This window comes from Shewanella sp. MSW (assembly GCF_007636515.1).
Lineage (GTDB): Bacteria > Pseudomonadota > Gammaproteobacteria > Enterobacterales > Shewanellaceae > Shewanella > Shewanella indica.
Genome location: NZ_LVDR01000010.1, coordinates 67,441 through 86,126 on the forward strand (window position 1 = coordinate 67,441; position 18,686 = coordinate 86,126).

15 protein-coding genes are annotated in these 18,686 nt (G+C 54.3%); all 15 read left to right on the plus strand.

What is annotated here, in order from left to right:
* Positions 1-10 precede the first annotated feature (10 nt).
* The 15 genes from pyrH (at position 11) to tilS (ending at position 18,195) form a co-directional block, all read left to right on the plus strand.
* On the plus strand, positions 11-742 hold the full coding sequence (gene pyrH, locus AYI96_RS12395) for a UMP kinase (protein WP_039034774.1): 732 nt from the start codon (positions 11-13) through the stop codon (positions 740-742).
* Positions 743-770: 28 nt separating this feature from the next.
* Positions 771-1,328, plus strand: a complete 558-nt coding sequence (gene frr, locus AYI96_RS12400) for a ribosome recycling factor (RefSeq protein ID WP_039034775.1) — start codon at positions 771-773, stop codon at positions 1,326-1,328.
* Between the two features lie 84 nt (positions 1,329-1,412).
* The gene (uppS, locus tag AYI96_RS12405; RefSeq protein ID WP_039034776.1) at positions 1,413-2,240 is read left to right on the plus strand and encodes a polyprenyl diphosphate synthase; all 828 of its coding nucleotides are present in this window, start codon (positions 1,413-1,415) and stop codon (positions 2,238-2,240) included.
* Positions 2,241-2,260: 20 nt separating this feature from the next.
* Complete coding sequence (locus tag AYI96_RS12410) at positions 2,261-3,118, plus strand: phosphatidate cytidylyltransferase (protein WP_039034777.1); 858 nt, start codon at positions 2,261-2,263, stop codon at positions 3,116-3,118.
* Between the two features lie 4 nt (positions 3,119-3,122).
* Entirely contained in the window at positions 3,123-4,313 is a 1,191-nt protein-coding gene (gene ispC, locus AYI96_RS12415) for a 1-deoxy-D-xylulose-5-phosphate reductoisomerase (RefSeq protein WP_144361688.1), read from the plus strand.
* Positions 4,314-4,328: 15 nt separating this feature from the next.
* Positions 4,329-5,711, plus strand: coding sequence for a sigma E protease regulator RseP (rseP, locus tag AYI96_RS12420; RefSeq protein WP_144361689.1), 1,383 nt, complete (start codon positions 4,329-4,331; stop codon positions 5,709-5,711).
* Between the two features lie 31 nt (positions 5,712-5,742).
* Positions 5,743-8,226: an outer membrane protein assembly factor BamA gene (gene bamA / locus AYI96_RS12425; RefSeq protein WP_039034780.1), complete on the plus strand. Its 2,484-nt coding sequence runs from the start codon at positions 5,743-5,745 to the stop codon at positions 8,224-8,226.
* 58 nt (positions 8,227-8,284) lie between these two features.
* The gene (locus AYI96_RS12430; protein ID WP_039034800.1) at positions 8,285-8,782 is read left to right on the plus strand and encodes an OmpH family outer membrane protein; all 498 of its coding nucleotides are present in this window, start codon (positions 8,285-8,287) and stop codon (positions 8,780-8,782) included.
* A gap of 4 nt (positions 8,783-8,786) precedes the next feature.
* Complete coding sequence (gene lpxD, locus AYI96_RS12435) at positions 8,787-9,812, plus strand: UDP-3-O-(3-hydroxymyristoyl)glucosamine N-acyltransferase (RefSeq protein WP_144361690.1); 1,026 nt, start codon at positions 8,787-8,789, stop codon at positions 9,810-9,812.
* Between the two features lie 37 nt (positions 9,813-9,849).
* On the plus strand, positions 9,850-10,311 hold the full coding sequence (gene fabZ / locus AYI96_RS12440) for a 3-hydroxyacyl-ACP dehydratase FabZ (protein ID WP_025010987.1): 462 nt from the start codon (positions 9,850-9,852) through the stop codon (positions 10,309-10,311).
* On the plus strand, positions 10,308-11,078 hold the full coding sequence (gene lpxA, locus AYI96_RS12445; protein ID WP_144361691.1) for an acyl-ACP--UDP-N-acetylglucosamine O-acyltransferase: 771 nt from the start codon (positions 10,308-10,310) through the stop codon (positions 11,076-11,078). The genes fabZ and lpxA overlap by 4 nt, the downstream gene beginning before the upstream one ends.
* A gap of 14 nt (positions 11,079-11,092) precedes the next feature.
* A complete protein-coding gene (gene lpxB, locus AYI96_RS12450) occupies positions 11,093-12,253 on the plus strand; it encodes a lipid-A-disaccharide synthase (RefSeq protein WP_039034783.1) in 1,161 nt (386 codons plus the stop codon).
* Complete coding sequence (gene rnhB / locus AYI96_RS12455; protein ID WP_071477063.1) at positions 12,250-12,870, plus strand: ribonuclease HII; 621 nt, start codon at positions 12,250-12,252, stop codon at positions 12,868-12,870. Before lpxB ends, rnhB begins: the two co-directional genes overlap by 4 nt.
* 241 nt (positions 12,871-13,111) lie before the next feature.
* On the plus strand, positions 13,112-16,585 hold the full coding sequence (gene dnaE / locus AYI96_RS12460; protein WP_101096145.1) for a DNA polymerase III subunit alpha: 3,474 nt from the start codon (positions 13,112-13,114) through the stop codon (positions 16,583-16,585).
* The gene (tilS, locus tag AYI96_RS12465; RefSeq protein WP_144361692.1) at positions 16,585-18,195 is read left to right on the plus strand and encodes a tRNA lysidine(34) synthetase TilS; all 1,611 of its coding nucleotides are present in this window, start codon (positions 16,585-16,587) and stop codon (positions 18,193-18,195) included. The genes dnaE and tilS overlap by 1 nt, the downstream gene beginning before the upstream one ends.
* Positions 18,196-18,686: the final 491 nt, after the last annotated feature.

Here is an 18,686-nt window from a genome sequence, read left to right on the forward strand (position 1 = left end):
ACAGAAAAAGATGAGCACCAACCCAAAACCTGCATTTCGACGTATTCTGCTGAAACTGAGTGGCGAAGCCCTGATGGGCGAAGAAGGCTTCGGTATCGATCCCAAGGTACTGGATCGTATGGCCCAGGAGATTAAGGAGCTGGTTGAGCTCGGCATTCAGGTTGGCGTGGTCATCGGTGGCGGAAACCTGTTCCGTGGTGAAGGGCTGGCCAAGGCCGGTATGAACCGCGTGGTGGGCGATCACATGGGTATGCTGGCGACAGTGATGAATGGTCTGGCAATGCGTGATGCGCTGCACCGTGCCTATGTTAATGCCCGTCTGATGTCTGCTATTCCGCTCAATGGCGTGTGCGATAGATACAATTGGGCCGAAGCTATCAGCTTGCTCAAGTCCGGGCGCGTGGTGATTTTTGCTGCCGGTACCGGTAACCCATTCTGTACCACAGACTCTGCTGCTTGCCTGAGAGGGATTGAAATTGAAGCAGAAGTCGTGCTAAAAGGCACTAAAGTTGATGGCGTATATTCAGATGATCCTATGAAGAACCCTGAAGCCGTCAAATACGATGAACTGAGTTACAATGAAGTTCTGGATAAAGAATTGAAAGTCATGGATCTGGCTGCTTTCACCATGGCCCGTGACCACGACATGCCTATATTGGTCTTCAATATGAATAAGCCAGGTGCGCTGCGCCGGGTTATCATGGGTGAAGAAGCCGAAGGCACGCTGATCAAAACGAAATAACCGACTGATTGCAAAAAGGACATTTAACGTGATTGATGCGATTAAAGAAGATGCACAGGTTCGTATGGACAAGTGTGTGGAAGCCACCAAGGCACAAATGGCCAAGGTGCGTACCGGCCGTGCTCACCCCGCACTGCTGGATTCTATCCAGGTGTCTTACTACGGCACCATGACCCCGCTCAAGCAGGTGGGTAATATTTCAGTTGAAGACAGCCGCACTCTGGCGGTTAACGTGTTCGACCGTAGCATGATTCAGGCTGTAGAAAAGGCGATCATGAGCTCAGATTTGGGCCTGAACCCTATGTCTGCCGGTGCCACTATCCGTATCCCTCTGCCGGCTCTGACCGAAGAGCGCCGCCGTGATCTGGTTAAAGTGGTGCGTGCCGAGGCTGAAAACGGTCGTATCGCCGTGCGTAACGTTCGTCGTGATGCCAACTCTGCGGTGAAGAACCTGGAGAAGGACAAAGAGTGTACCGAGGACGATGTACGCCGCAGCGAAGATGAAGTACAAAAGATAACTGACGTACATATCAAGAAGATAGACGAACTGTTGGCCGCGAAAGAAGCGGAATTGATGGAAGTCTGATATTGACTCGCTAAACTAGAGTTGATGCGCCGTGTAGGGGTATACTACGCGGCGTTTGTCTATTTATAAGGGTTGTTTATTCAGATGTCATCCAATATGGAAGCCGATCCTACGACTCCAACCAGCACAGGTGACTGCCAGACTTCAGAGTGCTTACCTGAGCAGCTTTCAGAGCTGGTAAAACAGTCTATCCCGCAGCATGTGGCTATCATTATGGATGGTAACGGCCGTTGGGCTCAGGCCCAGGGTAAAGCCAGGGTTTTTGGGCATAAGGCCGGAGTCAAAGCCGTGCGCCGGGCCGTGAGTACAGCAAGGCAGCTCGGGGTACGTTCATTGACCCTGTTCGCGTTTTCCAGTGAGAACTGGCGTCGTCCGGATCAGGAAGTCAGCCTGTTGATGGAGCTGTTTTTTACCGTGCTGCGTCGGGAAATCAAGCTGCTGCACCAAAATGGTGTCCGGTTGAATATTATTGGGGATACCAGTCGTTTTTCCGAGAGACTGCAAAAACAGATCCGTGCCGCCGAAGAGAAAACCGCTGCCAACTCAGAGCTGACCCTCAATGTCGCCGCTAATTATGGTGGCCGCTGGGACATAATGCAGGCCGCCCGCAAACTGGCAGAAAAAGTCGAATCCGGTGAAATGACCAGCAGTCAGTTCAGTGAAGAGGCCCTGGCAGCGCATTTGTGCATGCAAAATCAACATGAAGTTGATTTAATGATCCGTACGGGCGGGGATTACCGCATCAGTAATTTTATTCTCTGGCAGGCGGCTTATGCCGAGTTGGTCTTTACCGACACCCTTTGGCCGGATTTTGATGAGCAGGCATTTCGCCAGGCTGTGGCGACTTTTGCCAGCCGCCAGCGTCGTTTCGGTCTGACCGGAAGTCAGATAGAAGAAATACGCAGCGAATAACATCTTACGAGGGACATTTTTTGCTAAAACAACGAATAATAACAGCAATTTGGTTAATCCCACTGGTTATGGGGGCCATTTTTTTGCTCCCGGCGAGTTATTTTTCATGGGCCTTGGTGGCGGTATTTCTGATTGCGGCGAAAGAGTGGGGCCGTATTATCGACAGCCGTTGTGAGGTCACTCAATGGAGTTTTACCGCTACCCTGGCGATAGTATTGGTGGCGATTAACCTCCTGGTACCGACCGATGCCGTCTGGTCCAGAGGTCAGTTACACCCCATCATGCTGGCCATCATTCTTATCGGCGCCTGCTGGTGGCTATTCTCTTTGGTGCTGGTGATCTCCTATCCCCGCAGTGCCAAACTCTGGCAGGGCAGTCCCATGCTCAAGTCCATGTTTGGTCAGTTGACTTTGCTTCCTTGTTTCGCTTCCCTGATCGCGCTCAAGGCGCTCAGCAGTCCTGCTGACCCTTATTTTGGCGGTATCCTGGTGTTCTTGGTGATGCTGACCGTATGGGCCGCTGATTCGGGCGCCTACTTTGCCGGTAAGGCGCTGGGGCGGATTAAACTTATGCCCAACGTCAGCCCGGCCAAGACTCTGGAAGGTTTACTTGGTGGCCTGTTGACCACCATGGTGGTGGTGGCCGGTGTTTGCTATTTCTCTCCAGAGCAGGAGCTTGGACTGCTGATAGCCGTGACCCTATTTACCGCTTTGGCCTCGGCGCTCGGCGATCTGTCCGAGAGTATGTTCAAGCGCGCCGCCAAAATCAAAGACTCGGGCACTATATTGCCCGGTCACGGCGGTGTGCTGGATCGCATCGATAGCCTGACCGCAGCCTTGCCTGTATTTACCCTTATCTATATTGCATTCTGGATGTAGTGCTATGCAAAACATGGTGATTTTAGGAGCGACTGGTTCTATTGGTGCCAGTACCCTCAGTGTGATCCAACATAACCCGGCGGCATATCAGGTTTATGCGTTGGTGGCCAATACCAATGTCGACAAGATGGCCGAGTTGTGTACGATCCACCGACCTGAAGTTGCCCATATGGTTGACCCCAATGCTGCCAAGCTATTGGCCGAGCGTTTGGGGGCCACATCTGCTACCCGCGTGAGCAGCGGCGAGTCAGAACTACTTGAGCTGGTGGCTCACAGCCGGGTCGATGCCGTGATGGCGGCCATAGTCGGCGCCGCCGGCATGTTGCCAACGCTGGCGGCAGTCAAGGCCGGTAAGCGGGTGCTGCTGGCCAATAAAGAGGCGCTGGTGATGTCCGGGCGCTTGTTTATGGAAGCCACCCGCCAGTCGGGCGCGACTCTGCTGCCGGTAGACAGCGAGCACAACGCTATTTTCCAATGCCTGCCGGAAGCTGTGCAGCAACAGCTGGGTTATTGCAACCTTCAAGGCGCAGGCATTTCATCGATTCTGCTCACCGGCTCTGGTGGGCCATTTTTGAGCGCCGATCTTGCCAGTTTGGCGAGTGTGACACCGGCCCAGGCTATCAAGCATCCCAACTGGTCTATGGGGCCTAAAATTTCTGTCGATTCGGCGACTATGATGAATAAAGGGCTTGAGTATGTAGAGGCGCGCTGGCTCTTCAACGCCAGTGCCGAGCAGCTTAAGGTGGTTATCCACCCCCAGAGTGTGATTCACTCCATGGTGCAGTATCAGGATGGTAGCGTGCTGGCGCAGCTCGGTAATCCGGATATGCGTACTCCGATTGCTCATTGTATGGCCTATCCGGAGAGAATTGTTTCAGGGGTTGAACCTTTGGACTTTTTCAAAGTCGGACAATTGAGCTTCTGTGAGCCGGATTTTGCCCGTTATCCATGCCTTGAGTTGGCAATGACTGCCAGTGCTTCGGGGCAGGAGGCGACCACAGTGATCAACGCGGCCAATGAAATGGCCGTTGCCAGCTTCCTTAAAGGGGAAATTGGCTTTACCGATATCGCCCGGGTCAATGAAGCCTGTTTGGCCCGTGTGCCGCAATCGCCTTTAAATTCCATAGCGGATATTCTGGCATTGGACGGCCAAAGTCGTCAGTATGCCAAGGAAGCTATCGCCGGATGCAAGTGAGGAAAATAAGGTCTGATGTTTGATTTTTTATGGAACCTGGGCGCTTTTATCGTCGCCTTGGGGATACTGATCACCGCCCATGAATATGGCCACTTTTGGGTAGCCAGGCGCTGTGGTGTCAAGGTGGAGCGTTTCTCTATCGGCTTTGGTAAGGCGATTTGGCGTCGCCTCGGCAAAGATGGCACCGAATATGTGATAGCCATGATCCCGCTTGGGGGCTATGTCAAAATGCTCGACGAGCGGGTCGAGGATGTACCCGAGGAGCTTAAACAGCAGGCCTTTAATCGCAAGAGTGTCTGGGCGCGTATCGCGATAGTCGCTGCCGGACCGATAGCCAACTTTATCTTTGCCATTTTCGCGCTCTATATTATGTATCTTATCGGCGTGCCTTCACTCAAGCCGGTGATCAGCGATGTCAGACCCGGCTCGCCTGCGGCCGTGATGCAGATAGATGGCCCTCAGCAGATAGTGGCGGTTTCCGGGCAAAAGGTACGCACCTGGGAAGAAGTGAACCTGGCACTGGTCGGTCATATCGGCGATGACAGTATGAGCTTGACCCTGAGGCCGCTCGACCAGATATCTCAGCCTGACGATGGTCTTGAGCCTTCCGGGCGTACTTATCAGTTGGATATCCGCAACTGGCGTTTCGATCCGGAAAAAGAATCCCCCTTCAGTACGCTGGGGCTGGATATCTTCCGCCCGGATGTAATCCCTGAAGTGGAGACGGTTACCGAGGGCGGTGCGGCCGCCAAGGCCGGGGTCAAGGCCGGTGATATTCTGGTGGCCGTCAATGGTGAGGCATACAGCGACTGGCAAACCTTTGTCGGACAAATTAAAGTATCAGCCGGTAAGCCGTTGCAACTGACGGTTAAGCGCAGTGGTGAACAACAGACTTTCACTCTGATCCCGGACAGCCGCAAGGGTGCCAATGGCGAAATGGAAGGTGTCATCGGCCTGGCGCCCAAAGCCCCCAAGTGGCCGGACAATATGCTGCTGGATCTGCAGTATGGCCCGCTTGAATCCATTTCGGTGGCGGCAGATAAAACATGGCAACTTGTAGTCGTCAGCTTTAAGATGATCGCCAAGTTGTTTACCGGTGATGTTTCGGTTAAAAATTTGAGCGGCCCCATCTCCATCGCGCAGGGGGCCGGTAACAGCGCCAACATAGGGTTGGTATATTTTCTCGGGTTCCTCGCCCTGATAAGCGTAAACCTCGGCATTATTAATCTCTTGCCGTTGCCAGTGCTGGACGGGGGACACTTGATGTATTACTTGGTGGAAGTAATAACAGGTAAGCCTGTATCCGAACGGGTACAGGAAATTGGATTCAGATTTGGGGCGGCGTTGCTGCTGATGTTGATGAGCATTGCCCTTTTCAATGATTTTGCCCGACTCTGAGCAAGGACAGACAAATAATTAGAAGTGCGCTATGCGATTGAATAAACTTTTTGCCTCGATGTTATTAGTCGGCGCGTCGTTTTCAGGGAATGGTTGGGCAGAGTCTTTCCAGCCTTTTGAAGTGACCGACATCCAAGTTGAAGGTTTGCAACGAGTGGCACTCGGTGCGGCCTTGCTGAGTTTGCCTGTCAAAGTGGGTGACACAGTCGACCAACTTAAGTTGCAACAGGCGATAAAGAGCCTGTATGCCTCCAGTAACTTTGAAAATGTTCAGGTGTCCCGCGATGGTGGGGTGCTGATAGTGTCGGTACGTGAAAGACCGACCATCAGTGCCGTGACCTTCGACGGTAACAAGGACATCAAAGATGAGCAACTGCAGGAAAGCCTGGACGGCAGTGGTGTGAAGGTGGGCGAAGCCCTCGACCGCACCATGCTCTCGGGTATTGAGAAGGGCCTGCAGGACTTCTACTACGGCGTGGGTAAATACGGCGCCAAGGTAGAGGCCCAGGTGATCAACCTGCCTCGTAACCGGGTAGAACTTAAGTTTAAGTTTACCGAAGGTCTGGCGGCCGAAATCCGTCAGATTAACATAGTGGGTAACGAGCGCTTCAGCGACGCCGACCTTATCGGCATGCTGGAGCTCAAAGACTATGTAGCCTGGTGGGATCTGTTCGGCGAGCGCCGTTATCAGAAACAAAAACTGCAGGCCGACCTTGAGACCATCAAGACCCACTACCACAATAATGGTTATATCCGTTTCAAGGTGACCTCGACTCAGGTGGCTATGACGCCGGATCGTAAGGGCCTTTACATCACCATTAACGTCGATGAAGGCGAGCAGTACAAGGTCAAGGAAGTCAACCTGACCGGCGAGCTCATGGGCCGCGAAGAGTTGCTCAAGGGTATCTTGCCTATCAAGGCCGGTGAGCAATACAACGGCGCAGATGTGACCTTTACCGAAGAGATGTACAGTAAGTATCTGGGCCGCTTCGGTTACGCCTATCCAGAGGTGAAGACTTTCCCTGAGATAGATGATGAAACCAAGGAAGTGACCCTGAATGTTAACGTTAAGCCCGGCAAGCGTGTTTATGTCCGCGCGATTAACTTCACCGGTAACACAGTAACCAAAGATGAAGTAATGCGCCGTGAGCTGAGACAGATGGAAGGAGCCTGGTTGAACTCGGCCTTGGTCGAGCAATCCAAGGCACGACTCAACCGTCTGGGTTACTTTGAAACTGTCGATACTGAAACCGTGCAGGTGCCGGGCACAGACGACTTGGTGGATGTGGCCTTCAAGGTGAAAGAGCAGCCATCAGGCTCCTTTAACGCTGGTATAGGTTATGGTACAGAGTCAGGCATGAGCCTGCAGTTCGGGGTTCAGCAGTCCAACTTCCTCGGTACGGGCAACCAGGCCGGGATTAACCTGAACACCAACAAGTACTCCAAGAACGTCAACCTGTCGTATACCGATCCTTATTTCACCAAAGATGGGGTCAGCCTGGGTGGCAGCATCTACTGGAACGAGTTCGATGCTAATGAGGCTAACCTCGAACGCTATAAGAACAGCTCCTATGGTGTTGCGCTTAACAGTGGTTTCCCCATTAACGAGTACAACAGACTCAACGGCGGCATAGGCTATCGTCATAACACCATTTCTGAGATTTCCAGTTATGAGCAGGCGATCCGCTTCTATAACATCTATCGTGACAACGAGGATCCCAACTCTGACTTGAGCTTCGATAACTTCGAACTTAGCCTGGGTTGGTATCGCAGCACTCTCAACCGCGGAACCTTCCCAACCGACGGTTCATCCCAGCGTTTGAGTGGTAAGATCACGGTTCCAGGTTCGGATCTGCAGTACTTCAAGACTGACTTTGATACCAACTTCTATTGGCCGCTGACCCGTAGCCATAAGTTTGTGCTCTTGACCCGTGCCCGTCTGGGTTATGGCAACGGTTATGGTGGTTTCAATGACAACGACCAGATCCTGCCGTTCTGGGAAAACTACTACTCAGGTGGCTCCAGCTCACTGCGTGGCTTCAAGTCCAACTCTGTGGGGCCAAGAGCCTTCTATCTGTATCGTGGCAGCGAGCCTTGTGGACCCAATCCGGATGGTGAAGGCTGTAGCTTGCCGGGCGATCCCAACCAAGTTTACATCAGCTCAGGTCGTTCTATCGGTGGTAACGCCATCGCTACGGCCAGTATGGAGTTGATTGTGCCGACTCCTTTCCTGGATGAGGCCTATAGCAACTCAGTACGTACCAGCTTCTTTATCGATGCGGGTAACGTCTGGGATACGGAGTTTGATTATGACTCCTATCGTTTCTTGCCGGCGGATGAGTTTTCCAAGTTGGCCGATTACAGTGATCCGAGCCGTATCCGTGCCTCCTGGGGCCTTAGCCTGCAATGGCTGTCGCCCATGGGGCCCATGGTGTTCAGCCTGGCCTGGCCCGTTAAGGAATACGACGATGACGAGACCGAGATCTTCTCGTTCAATATTGGCAAAACTTTCTAAATTACATAAACTCGGCAAGCATTGCTGAAGAAAAACAAGGAGTCTGACTTTGAAAAAAATGGTAAACGGCGCACTGATGACGCTGATGTTGATGGGGGCTCCTCTGGCTGCCCAAGCTGAGAAACTGGCGGTTGTCGATATGGGCGCCGTGTTTGAACAACTGCCACAACGTGAGCAGATCAGCAACGCACTCAAGACTGAGTTTGGTGATCGTATGGCCGAAGTTCAGAAATTGCAGGAAGACCTTCGTGGTTTGCTGGAAAAGCAGCAGCGTGATGCCGCGCTGATGAGCGAAGCGCAAAAGACCGAACTGGTTCGTAAAATGGAATCTCTGAAGGCTGACTATCAGCTCAAAGGTAAGGCGCTGGATGAAGATCTGCGTCGTCGTCAGGGCGAAGAGCAAAACAAGCTGCTGGTAAAGGTGCAGAAGGCTATTAACACCATAGCTGAAAAAGAGAAGTACGACATGGTACTGCAACGCGGTGCCGTGGTTTATGTTAAGCCAGCTGCCGACATCAGTTCTAAAGTGGTTGAAGCCTTGAGCAAAGGCCAGTAAATCGATGAAGTCTTTTTCGTTGAAAGAGCTTGGCCAGCTACTAGGGGCTGAAGTTCGCGGGGATGACAGTGTGACTGTCTCCTCGGTGGCGACACTCGAAAAGGCGCGGCCGGATCAGATCACCTTTCTGGCCAACACCAAATACCGTAGCCAGCTGGAGCAGACTCAGGCTGGTGCGGTATTGATCTCGCCTAAAGAGTTGGACGGTTTTGCCGGTAACGCCTTGGTACTCAATGATCCCTATGTCGGTTTCGCCAGAGTCGCGCAATTGCTGGACAGTACGCCGGCCGCCGCAGAGGATATCCATCCCTCGGCGCAAATTCATCCCAGTGCCAAACTGGGTGAGGACGTTGCGGTTGGCGCTAATGCGGTAATAGGTGCCAACAGTATTTTGGGCGAAAACGTTCAGATAGGTGCCGGTACTGTGGTTGGTCAGGATGTCATCATAGGCTCAGGCAGTCGCCTGTGGGCCAATGTCACCGTCTATCATAATGTGCATATGGGGCAAAACTGTATCGTTCACTCGGGGGCGATTATCGGCTCCGATGGTTTCGGTTATGCCAACGAACGCGGTCAGTGGATCAAAATCCCTCAAACCGGCGGCGTGCGCATAGGTGACAGAGTGGAGATTGGTGCCGGTACTACCATAGATCGCGGCGCAATCGACCATACTGAAATTCATGATGGTGTGATCCTCGACAACCAGGTGCAAGTGGCCCATAACGATATTATTGGAGCCAACACTGCGATTGCCGGCTGCACTGTGTTGGCAGGCAGCGTGACTATAGGTAAACATTGTATCATTGGTGGCAATTGCGCGATTTCCGGTCATCTGAGTATTACCGATGGGGTGCATGTCACTGGCAGCACCAACATTACTAACGATGTTCGTGAACCTGGGGTATACTCCTCCGCCACTGTGGCCATGCCCAACAGGCTGTGGCGTAAAAATACGGTTCGCTTCCGTCAATTGGACGAGCTGTTCCAGCGGGTCAAGACCCTGGAAAAAACCGTTAAACCCCAAGATTAATACCGCTGTGTGTTAAGCGGCATGAGGAAACGAGTTCGTGTCTAATCAATTAAATACAATGGATATCAAAGAGATTTTGGCTTACCTGCCACACAGGTATCCATTTTTGTTGATCGATAGAGTACTGGATTTTACTCCGGGTGAAACTCTGCATGCGATCAAGAACGTCACCATCAATGAGCCTTTCTTTCAGGGACACTTCCCTGTGCAGCCGGTTATGCCTGGCGTGCTCATTCTGGAAGCCATGGCGCAGGCCACCGGCTTGTTGGCGTTCAAGACCATGAGCGACAAGCCGTCTCCGGACGTGTTGTATTATTTTGCCGGTATCGACAATGCTCGTTTCAAACGGGTTGTTGAGCCAGGTGATCAGCTGCACTTTGAAGTGAAGATGATCAAGGAACGCCGCGGGATTGGCGTTTTCTACGGCGAGGCCAAAGTGGATGGTGAGCTGGTGTGTTCAGCCGAAATCATGTGTGCCCGCAGAGAGATTAGCAAGTGATAGATAAATTAGCTTTCGTTCACCCCGACGCCAAGATAGGTAAGAATGTTACTATCGGTCCCTGGAGTTATATAGGACCGGATGTGGAGATCGGCGATGATTGCTGGATTAGTTCCCATGTGGTTATCAAGGGACCCAGCATCATTGGCAAGGGCAACCGGATTTTTCAGTTTGCCTCAGTTGGTGAAGATTGCCAGGACAAGAAATATGCCGGTGAACCTACCCGGCTTATCATGGGTGATAACAATATCATCCGTGAATCTGTCACCATTCACCGTGGCACAGTGCAGGACAACAGCGAGACCCGTATCGGCTCCAACAACCTGTTTATGGCCTATGTACATATCGCTCACGACTGCGTGGTGGGCGACAATGTGATCATGGCCAACAACGCCTCTATTGCCGGTCATTGCCATGTGGGTGACTGGGCTATTCTCGGCGGTATGACAGGGGTGCACCAGTTTGTGCACATTGGTGCCCATGCCTTTACTGCAGGTTGTTCTTTGGTGCTGCAGGATGTGCCTCCTTTCGTGATGGCCTCTGGCCAGGCGGCCATTCCCCGAGGTCTGAATATGGAAGGCATGAAGCGCCGCGGCTTTGCCAAAGAGACCCAGCAAGCGCTGCGCCGGGCTTACAAGACCCTGTACCGCAGCAGCCTGACTCTGGAAGAGGCCATCGCAGCTATGGCTGAAGACGCCGCAAAAGAGCCGCAGGTACAAGCATTTGTTGATTTTGTGACCTCCTCAAATCGAGGAATTATTCGCTGACACAGTGAGAACGAATGACACAAAATAGAAAGTTAGTCTTTGCAATGGTCGCCGGAGAAATCTCCGGCGATATTTTAGGTGCCGGCCTGATGAGAGCATTGCAACAGCGCTATCCGGACGCCCGTTTTATCGGTATAGGAGGCCCTCGCATGGAGGCGCTCGGATTCGAGTCGCTGTTTGCCATGGAAGAGTTGGCCGTGATGGGAATTGCCGAGGTGCTTTCCCGTCTACCGAGATTGTTGAAGATACGCTCGAGTCTGGTCAAACAGATAACCGCGCTGCAGCCGGATTGCTTTATCGGCATAGATGCCCCGGACTTCAATATCGGCCTGGAGCTCAAGCTCAAGGCGCGTGGGATCAAGACGGTGCATTATGTCAGCCCGTCGGTTTGGGCCTGGCGTCCTAAGCGGATCTTCAAAATCGCCCGCGCCACCAATATGGTGCTGTCACTGCTGCCGTTTGAAAAAGCCTTCTACGACAAGCATCAGGTGCCTTGTACCTTTGTCGGCCACACTTTGGCCGATGAGATCCCGATGGAGAATGACAAGCGTCTTGCCAGAGAAGCACTCGGCTTGAAAGTCGAGGCTGAATATTTGGCCATCCTGCCGGGTTCTCGTGGTGGCGAGTTGAAGATGTTGGCCCAGCCCTTTGTGGAGGCGGCCAGGCTGCTGAAACAGCGCTATCCGGATCTCAAGTTTATTACCCCCTTGGTGAATGAAAAACGCCGCCAGCAGTTTCTTGCCGCGCTGGAAACCTATGCGCCGGATCTGGAAATTCATATGACGGAAGGGCGCTCGCGGGAAGTGATGGCCGCCAGCGATGCCATCTTGCTGGCATCGGGCACCGCCACGCTGGAAGCCATGTTGGTCAAGCGCCCTATGGTGGTCGGCTATCGGGTCAGCCCTATCACTTACCGTATTGCCAAGCGGATGATGCAGATAAACCACTTCTCTTTGCCCAATTTGTTGGCCGGAAGAGAGTTGGTGGCAGAGCTTATCCAAGATGATTGCACTGCCGAGCGGATAGCCGAAGAGGTGGGTAAATTGCTGGATAAAGATAACCGGCCGCTGCTGGCCGAGTTTACTAAGTTGCACAGCCTGCTGGCCTGCAACGCCAGTGAGAAGGCGGCCCAGGCGGTTGTGGCATTGCTGGATAAAAAAGCCGAGGAAAGATGACAGTCTATAAGCAACTCTCGGAAGCCGAAGCGCAGCTGTTGTGCCAGGGGCTGGTCGCCGGGGTAGATGAAGTGGGGCGTGGCCCCTTGGTCGGCGATGTGGTCACGGCAGCGGTGATCCTGGATCCCGCCAATCCCGTCACCGGCCTCAATGATTCCAAGAAGCTCAGCGAAAGGAAACGCGATGCCCTCTATGAAGAGATCCTGGCCAAGGCGCTGGCGGTCTCAGTCGGTCGAGCCAGCCCGGCGGAAATCGATGAGCTCAACATATTGCATGCCACCATGTTGGCGATGCAGCGCGCCGTTACGGGCTTGAAGGTGCGTCCCGAAAAAGTCTTGGTAGACGGCAATCGGACCCCGGATTTTGGCCTGTCTTCGGCCGCAGTGGTTAAGGGCGATGGCTTGATCCCGGCCATCAGCGCCGCCTCTATCATAGCCAAGGTCACCCGCGACCGGGAGATGGCCGAGCTTGACCTCCGCCACCCTGAGTATGGTTTTGCTGCCCATAAGGGCTATCCCACCAAGGCGCATTTCGAAGCCTTGAGTCAACACGGTGTCTTGCCTGAACACAGACGCAGCTTCAGGCCGGTACGCGAATGGCTGGAACAGCATTCATAAGCCGTTCTGAAACCTAAAGATGCAACCCAAAGGGCAGCCGCTGCTGCCCTGTCATTTTTTGCTGTTACATCTTTTTGTTGGTATGTCGGTGAAAAGCGAATCTGAGCCGAGCGTCATTTCTCGGTTAATTGGCGCTTCTATCAACAGCAAGGTTAAATGGCCGGTTTTAACTTTGGTGAACCTCTCCCGGCGTGTTATCTTTGCCTATTGATTTTCAGCTTGTCAGAGTAATCGGATTTTCATGTCACAGCCCCGTTTCGTCCATCTACGTGTTCACTCAGACTTTTCCATGACCGATGGTCTGGCCAAGGTCAAGCCCATTCTGGCCAAGGTGGCCGATGAGGGCATGGCGGCAGTGGCGCTGACGGATCAGAACAACCTCTGTGGTCTGGTGAAATTCTACGGTGGCTGCCATGGCGCCGGGATAAAACCCATCATAGGGGCCGACTTCTGGATGTTGGTGCCCGGCTTTGAAGATGAGTTTTGCGCGCTTACCGTGCTGGCTATGGATAACGATGGCTACCAGAACCTGACTCAACTGATCTCCAAGGCCTATCTGCGCGGTCAGGTGCGTGACAGAGTCGCTATCGATCAGCAGTGGCTGCTGGAGCACGGCGCCGGTATTTTGCTGCTCTCCGGCGCAAGGGAAGGGGACTTGGGCAAGGCGCTGCTCAAGGGCAACCAGAACCAGGCCCAGGAACTGACCGATTTCTATAAGCAGTACTTCAACGACCGTTACTTTATTGAACTGATCCGCACCGGGCGCCCGGATGAGGAGCGCTACCTGCACATGGCGGTGGAACATGCTGCCAACACAGGCCTGCCTGTGGTTGCCACCAACCAGGTGGTGTTCATGACCCCGGAAGAGTTCGAGGCCCATGAAATCCGGGTGGCTATCCACGATGGCTACACATTGGCTGACCCCCGTAGACCCAAGAAATACAGCGAGCAGCAGTATCTCAAGACTGAAGCTGAGATGTGCGAGCTGTTTGCTGACATTCCGGAAGCGCTGCAAAACACGGTGGAGATAGCCAAGCGCTGTAACGTTACCGTGCGGCTTGGTGAGTACTTCCTGCCCAACTTCCCCACGGGTGAGCTGTCCACCGCTGACTATCTGGTGATGCGCTCCAAAGAGGGGCTGGAAGAGCGTCTCGAGTTCCTGTTCCCGGACCCACAGGAGCGGGCGGAAAAGCGCGGCGAGTATGACGAGCGTCTGGATATTGAGCTCAAGGTTATCAACCAGATGGGCTTCCCCGGCTACTTCCTTATCGTGATGGAGTTTATCCAGTGGGGTAAGGACAACGGCATTCCCGTGGGCCCGGGGCGGGGTTCGGGTGCCGGCTCCCTGGTGGCCTATGCGCTTAAGATCACTGACCTGGACCCGCTGGAATTTGACCTGCTGTTCGAACGTTTTCTTAACCCCGAGCGGGTGTCGATGCCCGACTTTGACGTCGACTTCTGTATGGACAGGCGCGATGAGGTTATCGATCACGTGGCCGAACTCTATGGCCGGGACGCGGTATCGCAGATCATCACCTTCGGTACCATGGCCGCCAAGGCGGTAGTGCGTGACGTGGGCCGGGTGCTGGGGCACCCCTACGGTTTTGTCGACAGAATTTCCAAGATGATCCCGGCCGAGCCCGGGATGACGTTGGCCAAGGCGTTTGAGGTCGAGCCTGCGCTGCCTGAAGCCTATGAGGCCGATGAGGATGTCAAAGACCTTATCGACATGTGCCGCAAGCTTGAGGGGGTGACCCGTAACGCGGGTAAGCACGCCGGGGGCGTGGTAATTGCGCCGACCAAGATCACCGACTTCTCGCCGCTTTATTGCGACGCAGAAGGGAAAAACCCAGTGACCCAGTTCGACAAGAACGACGTGGAAACCGCCGGTCTGGTGAAATTTGACTTCCTGGGTCTCAGAACCCTGACCATTATCGACTGGGCGCTGGGGATGATTAACCCAAGGCTCGCCAAGCTCGGCAAGCCGCCGGTCGATATTGCCGCCATTCCGCTGAACGATGCCAAGTCCTTCGGGGTACTTAAACGCTACGAAACCACGGCGGTATTCCAGCTGGAATCCCGCGGCATGAAAGATCTTATCAAACGTCTGCAGCCCGACTGCTTTGAAGATATGATCGCTCTGGTAGCCCTGTTCCGCCCAGGCCCGCTGCAGTCGGGGATGGTAGATAACTTTATCGAGCGTAAGCACGGCCACGAGGCCATCTCCTACCCGGATGAGAAGTGGCAACACGAGAGCCTTAAACCGATTTTGGATCCTACCTACGGCATCATCCTCTATCAGGAACAGGTGATGCAGATTGCCCAGACGCTGGCGGGTTATACCCTGGGCGGCGCGGACATGCTGCGCCGGGCCATGGGTAAGAAAAAACCGGAAGAGATGGCCAAGCAGCGTGCTGGTTTTGAAGCCGGGGCGATAAAAAACGGCGTTGATGGCGAACTGGCGATGAAGATCTTCGATCTGGTGGAGAAATTCGCCGGTTACGGCTTCAACAAATCGCACTCGGCCGCCTACGCACTGGTGTCTTATCAGACACTCTGGCTCAAGACCCACTATCCGTCTGAATTTATGGCGGCGGTAATGTCCGCCGATATGGACAACACAGACAAGATAGTGACCCTGGTGGATGAGTGTGAGCGCATGGGGCTCAAGCTTATTCCGCCGGATGTCAACAAGGGCCTGTTCAAGTTTACCGTCGATGAAGAGCTCAATATCGTCTACGGTATAGGCGCCATCAAGGGCGTGGGCGAAGGGCCGGTCGAATCGATTCTGGAAGCTCGCAAGGGTGGGCCGTTCAAAGACTTGTTCGATTTCTGCGCCCGGGTGGATTTGAAAAAACTCAACCGCCGGGTGATTGAGAAGCTGATCAATGCCGGCGCCATGGACAATCTGGGGCCGCACCGGGCTTCCATGATGGCTACCTTGCCGGAGGCGATACGCGCCGCCGATCAGCACGCCAAGGCCGAAGCCATAGGCCAGTGCGACATGTTCGGTCTGCTCAACGACGACCCCGAGGACAGCAAACAACAGTTTGTCGACTGCCCGCGTTGGCCGGACAAGGTCTGGTTGGAAGGGGAGCGTGAGACCCTGGGGCTTTACCTCACAGGTCACCCCATCAACCAATATCTCAAAGAGCTCAGGCACTACACCTCCGGGCGGCTCAAGGATATTCACCCCACAGACAGGGGCAAGACGGTCAAGGCCGCCGGATTGGTGGTCGCCACCCGGGTGATGCTGACCAAGCGAGGCTCAAAGATGGGGCTGCTGACGCTGGACGACAAGAGTGCCCGTCTGGAAGTGATGCTGTTTACCGAGGCCTTCGAGAAATTCAATCACCTGCTGGAGAAAGACAGGATCCTCATCTGTGAAGGTGAAGTGAGCTTCGATGACTTCTCCGGCGGCAACCGGATGACGGCGCGCAACATCATAGATATGGGCGAAGCCCGCAGCCACTTTGCGGCGGCGGTGGAGCTGGATCTCGACGCGGCAATATTGAGCCCGGAATGGCTGACACAGTTTTATGAGACCCTCTCACCCTGGCGCGGTGGCTCTGTGCCTGTGGCGATCAACTATCGTCAGGCCCAGGCCAAGGGACAGTTCCGTTTGAGTGACGACTGGCGGGTAAACCCCAGTGATGAACTCATGATGGCACTGGAAGCCATGCTCGGCACAGATAAGGTCAGGATCCTCTTCTAATGCCCCATACTCTGGTTGATACCCTGGTACTCAAGTTAACGGCGCTGCTGGATAAAATCGGCGCCACGGCTGACAACCACCTCTGGCTGGGTTACAGCGGCGGTATGGACTCAGAGCTGCTGGCCTACACCTTGGCGCGCTTTGGCGAGACTCACCCCAAGACGCCTTATCAAATCTCCCTGGTGCACGTACACCATGGCCTCAGCCGCAATGCCGATACCTGGGCGGCTCATTGTCGCCAAAGAGCCGAGCATTATGGCCTGAATTTTGTTCTTCGGAAGGTCCAACTTGAGCTCGGCCCGCGCGTCAGTATCGAGGCCGAGGCGCGGCGCGCTCGCTATCAGGCGATTGCCGAGCTGCTCAATCCCGGCGATATTCTGCTGACGGCCCATCATCAGGACGATCAGTTGGAGACGCTGCTGCTGGCGCTCAAGCGCGGTCAGGGCCCCAAGGGACTGGCGGCCATGGGGCAAGCTCAGCACTTGGCTCTGATATCTAAGGCAGAAAGTTCCTTGGCTCAGACATCCAGGGCAGAAAGTGCACCATGCTGGCAATTACGGCCCATGCTGGACAGCAGCCGGGCTCAGATAGAGCAGGCGGTGGCGAGTCTCGAGCTGCCCTATATCAATGATGAGAGTAATCAGGACACCCAGTATGACCGCAACTTCCTGCGCGCCGAGGTGATCCCAGTACTCAAGCAGCGCTGGCCTTCGATTGCCACTACGGCCTCACGCAGTGCCGCCCTGTGCGCCGAGCAGCAGTTGCTGCTCGATGAAGTCAGCGCCGAAAAGTTGCAGCCCTTGCTCGGCCGTTGCCGCTTCAGCGGCGTTAGGGTGCTGGATAGCGCCGGGCTCAAAGTGTTGTCACCCCAGTGGCAGGCGCAGTTGCTGCGGCAGTTTATTCAGATGCAGCGCTTGCCCTTACCGGCGCAGGTGCAGTTGCAGCAAGCCTTGGCGCAGCTACTTGATGCCAGGGAGGATGCTCAGCTTGAGCTTAGCTTTAAAGGATTGCTCCTCAGGCGTTATGGGCAACAGATCTATGCCATGGCGCCTCTGCCAGGGGCAGCATTCCAATTACTTGATAGCGCAGGTTCGGCTGAAGATGTGGCTGCAAGACTCTCGAAACTGACCCTGAGCCAAAAGCAGCTGCAAGCATTGAGCCAAGGGCAGAGTCTGAGTGTTGGGCTCACCTCCCCCTGGCAGCGCCTGGAGCTGACATTGGCTGACTCAGGGCCCAGGGTGGCGCTGGCTCAAGTAATGGCCCCACAACTGGCTTCGCTAATGGCGTCAATACCGGCACCACTACCGGCGTCACTATCGGCGTCACTAGGGGCAAAAGTTCAGCCATCAGATGTTGCTGCTGCGCCTGAATTGGTCATGGGACTCAAGGGTAGTTACCGCTGTCAGCCCCACAATAGAGACAAGGGGCGGGAGCTCAAGAAACTCTGGCATGAACTCGGAGTGCCGCCCTGGCTCAGAGACAGAGTGCCGCTGCTGATGCAAAATGGCCGACTGCTGGCGCTTGCCGGTGGTTTTGTCGAGCGTAGCGCACTGGCATCTGGCGCAGAACCCGGAATCGTGTTGAAACTGGTTGCTGAAGCAACCCCTTAGCGCAAATAATTGTGGGCACAGTGGCTAATATGGCTTTTGGCTAAAAGTTCCTAAGTGAGTATTGGCCGAGCTTCCGGCCACGATGTAGTCCATTACCTGCGGTGCACCTTTCGCACAGGCGATCCTGTGATTCGCTGTGAACCCATCCCTGGGCGCTCGACGAAAACGTCCCTGTTTTCGACGGTCACAGTTTCGCCTGTGCCTGGGAATTAGGTGTATGTCTGCAGACTCTTCAGATGTTTCAAGTTACTCCATTCTCACAGAATTGCACTAATTCCCCCCTCGGTGTCGCCGAGAGCCGCTGGCACTGCGGCTATTATGGCTTTGAGCCAAATCTCACTAATAAACCTGGTTTTAGCTGCCAGCTAAGTTGCAGCCCATCACCTGCGGTGCGCCTTTCGCACAGGCGATCCTGTGACTCGCTGCGAGTACGTCCCTGTAAGCTCTGCCTCGCCATCCCTGGCTCGGAAGGTCACAGTTCCGCCTGTGCC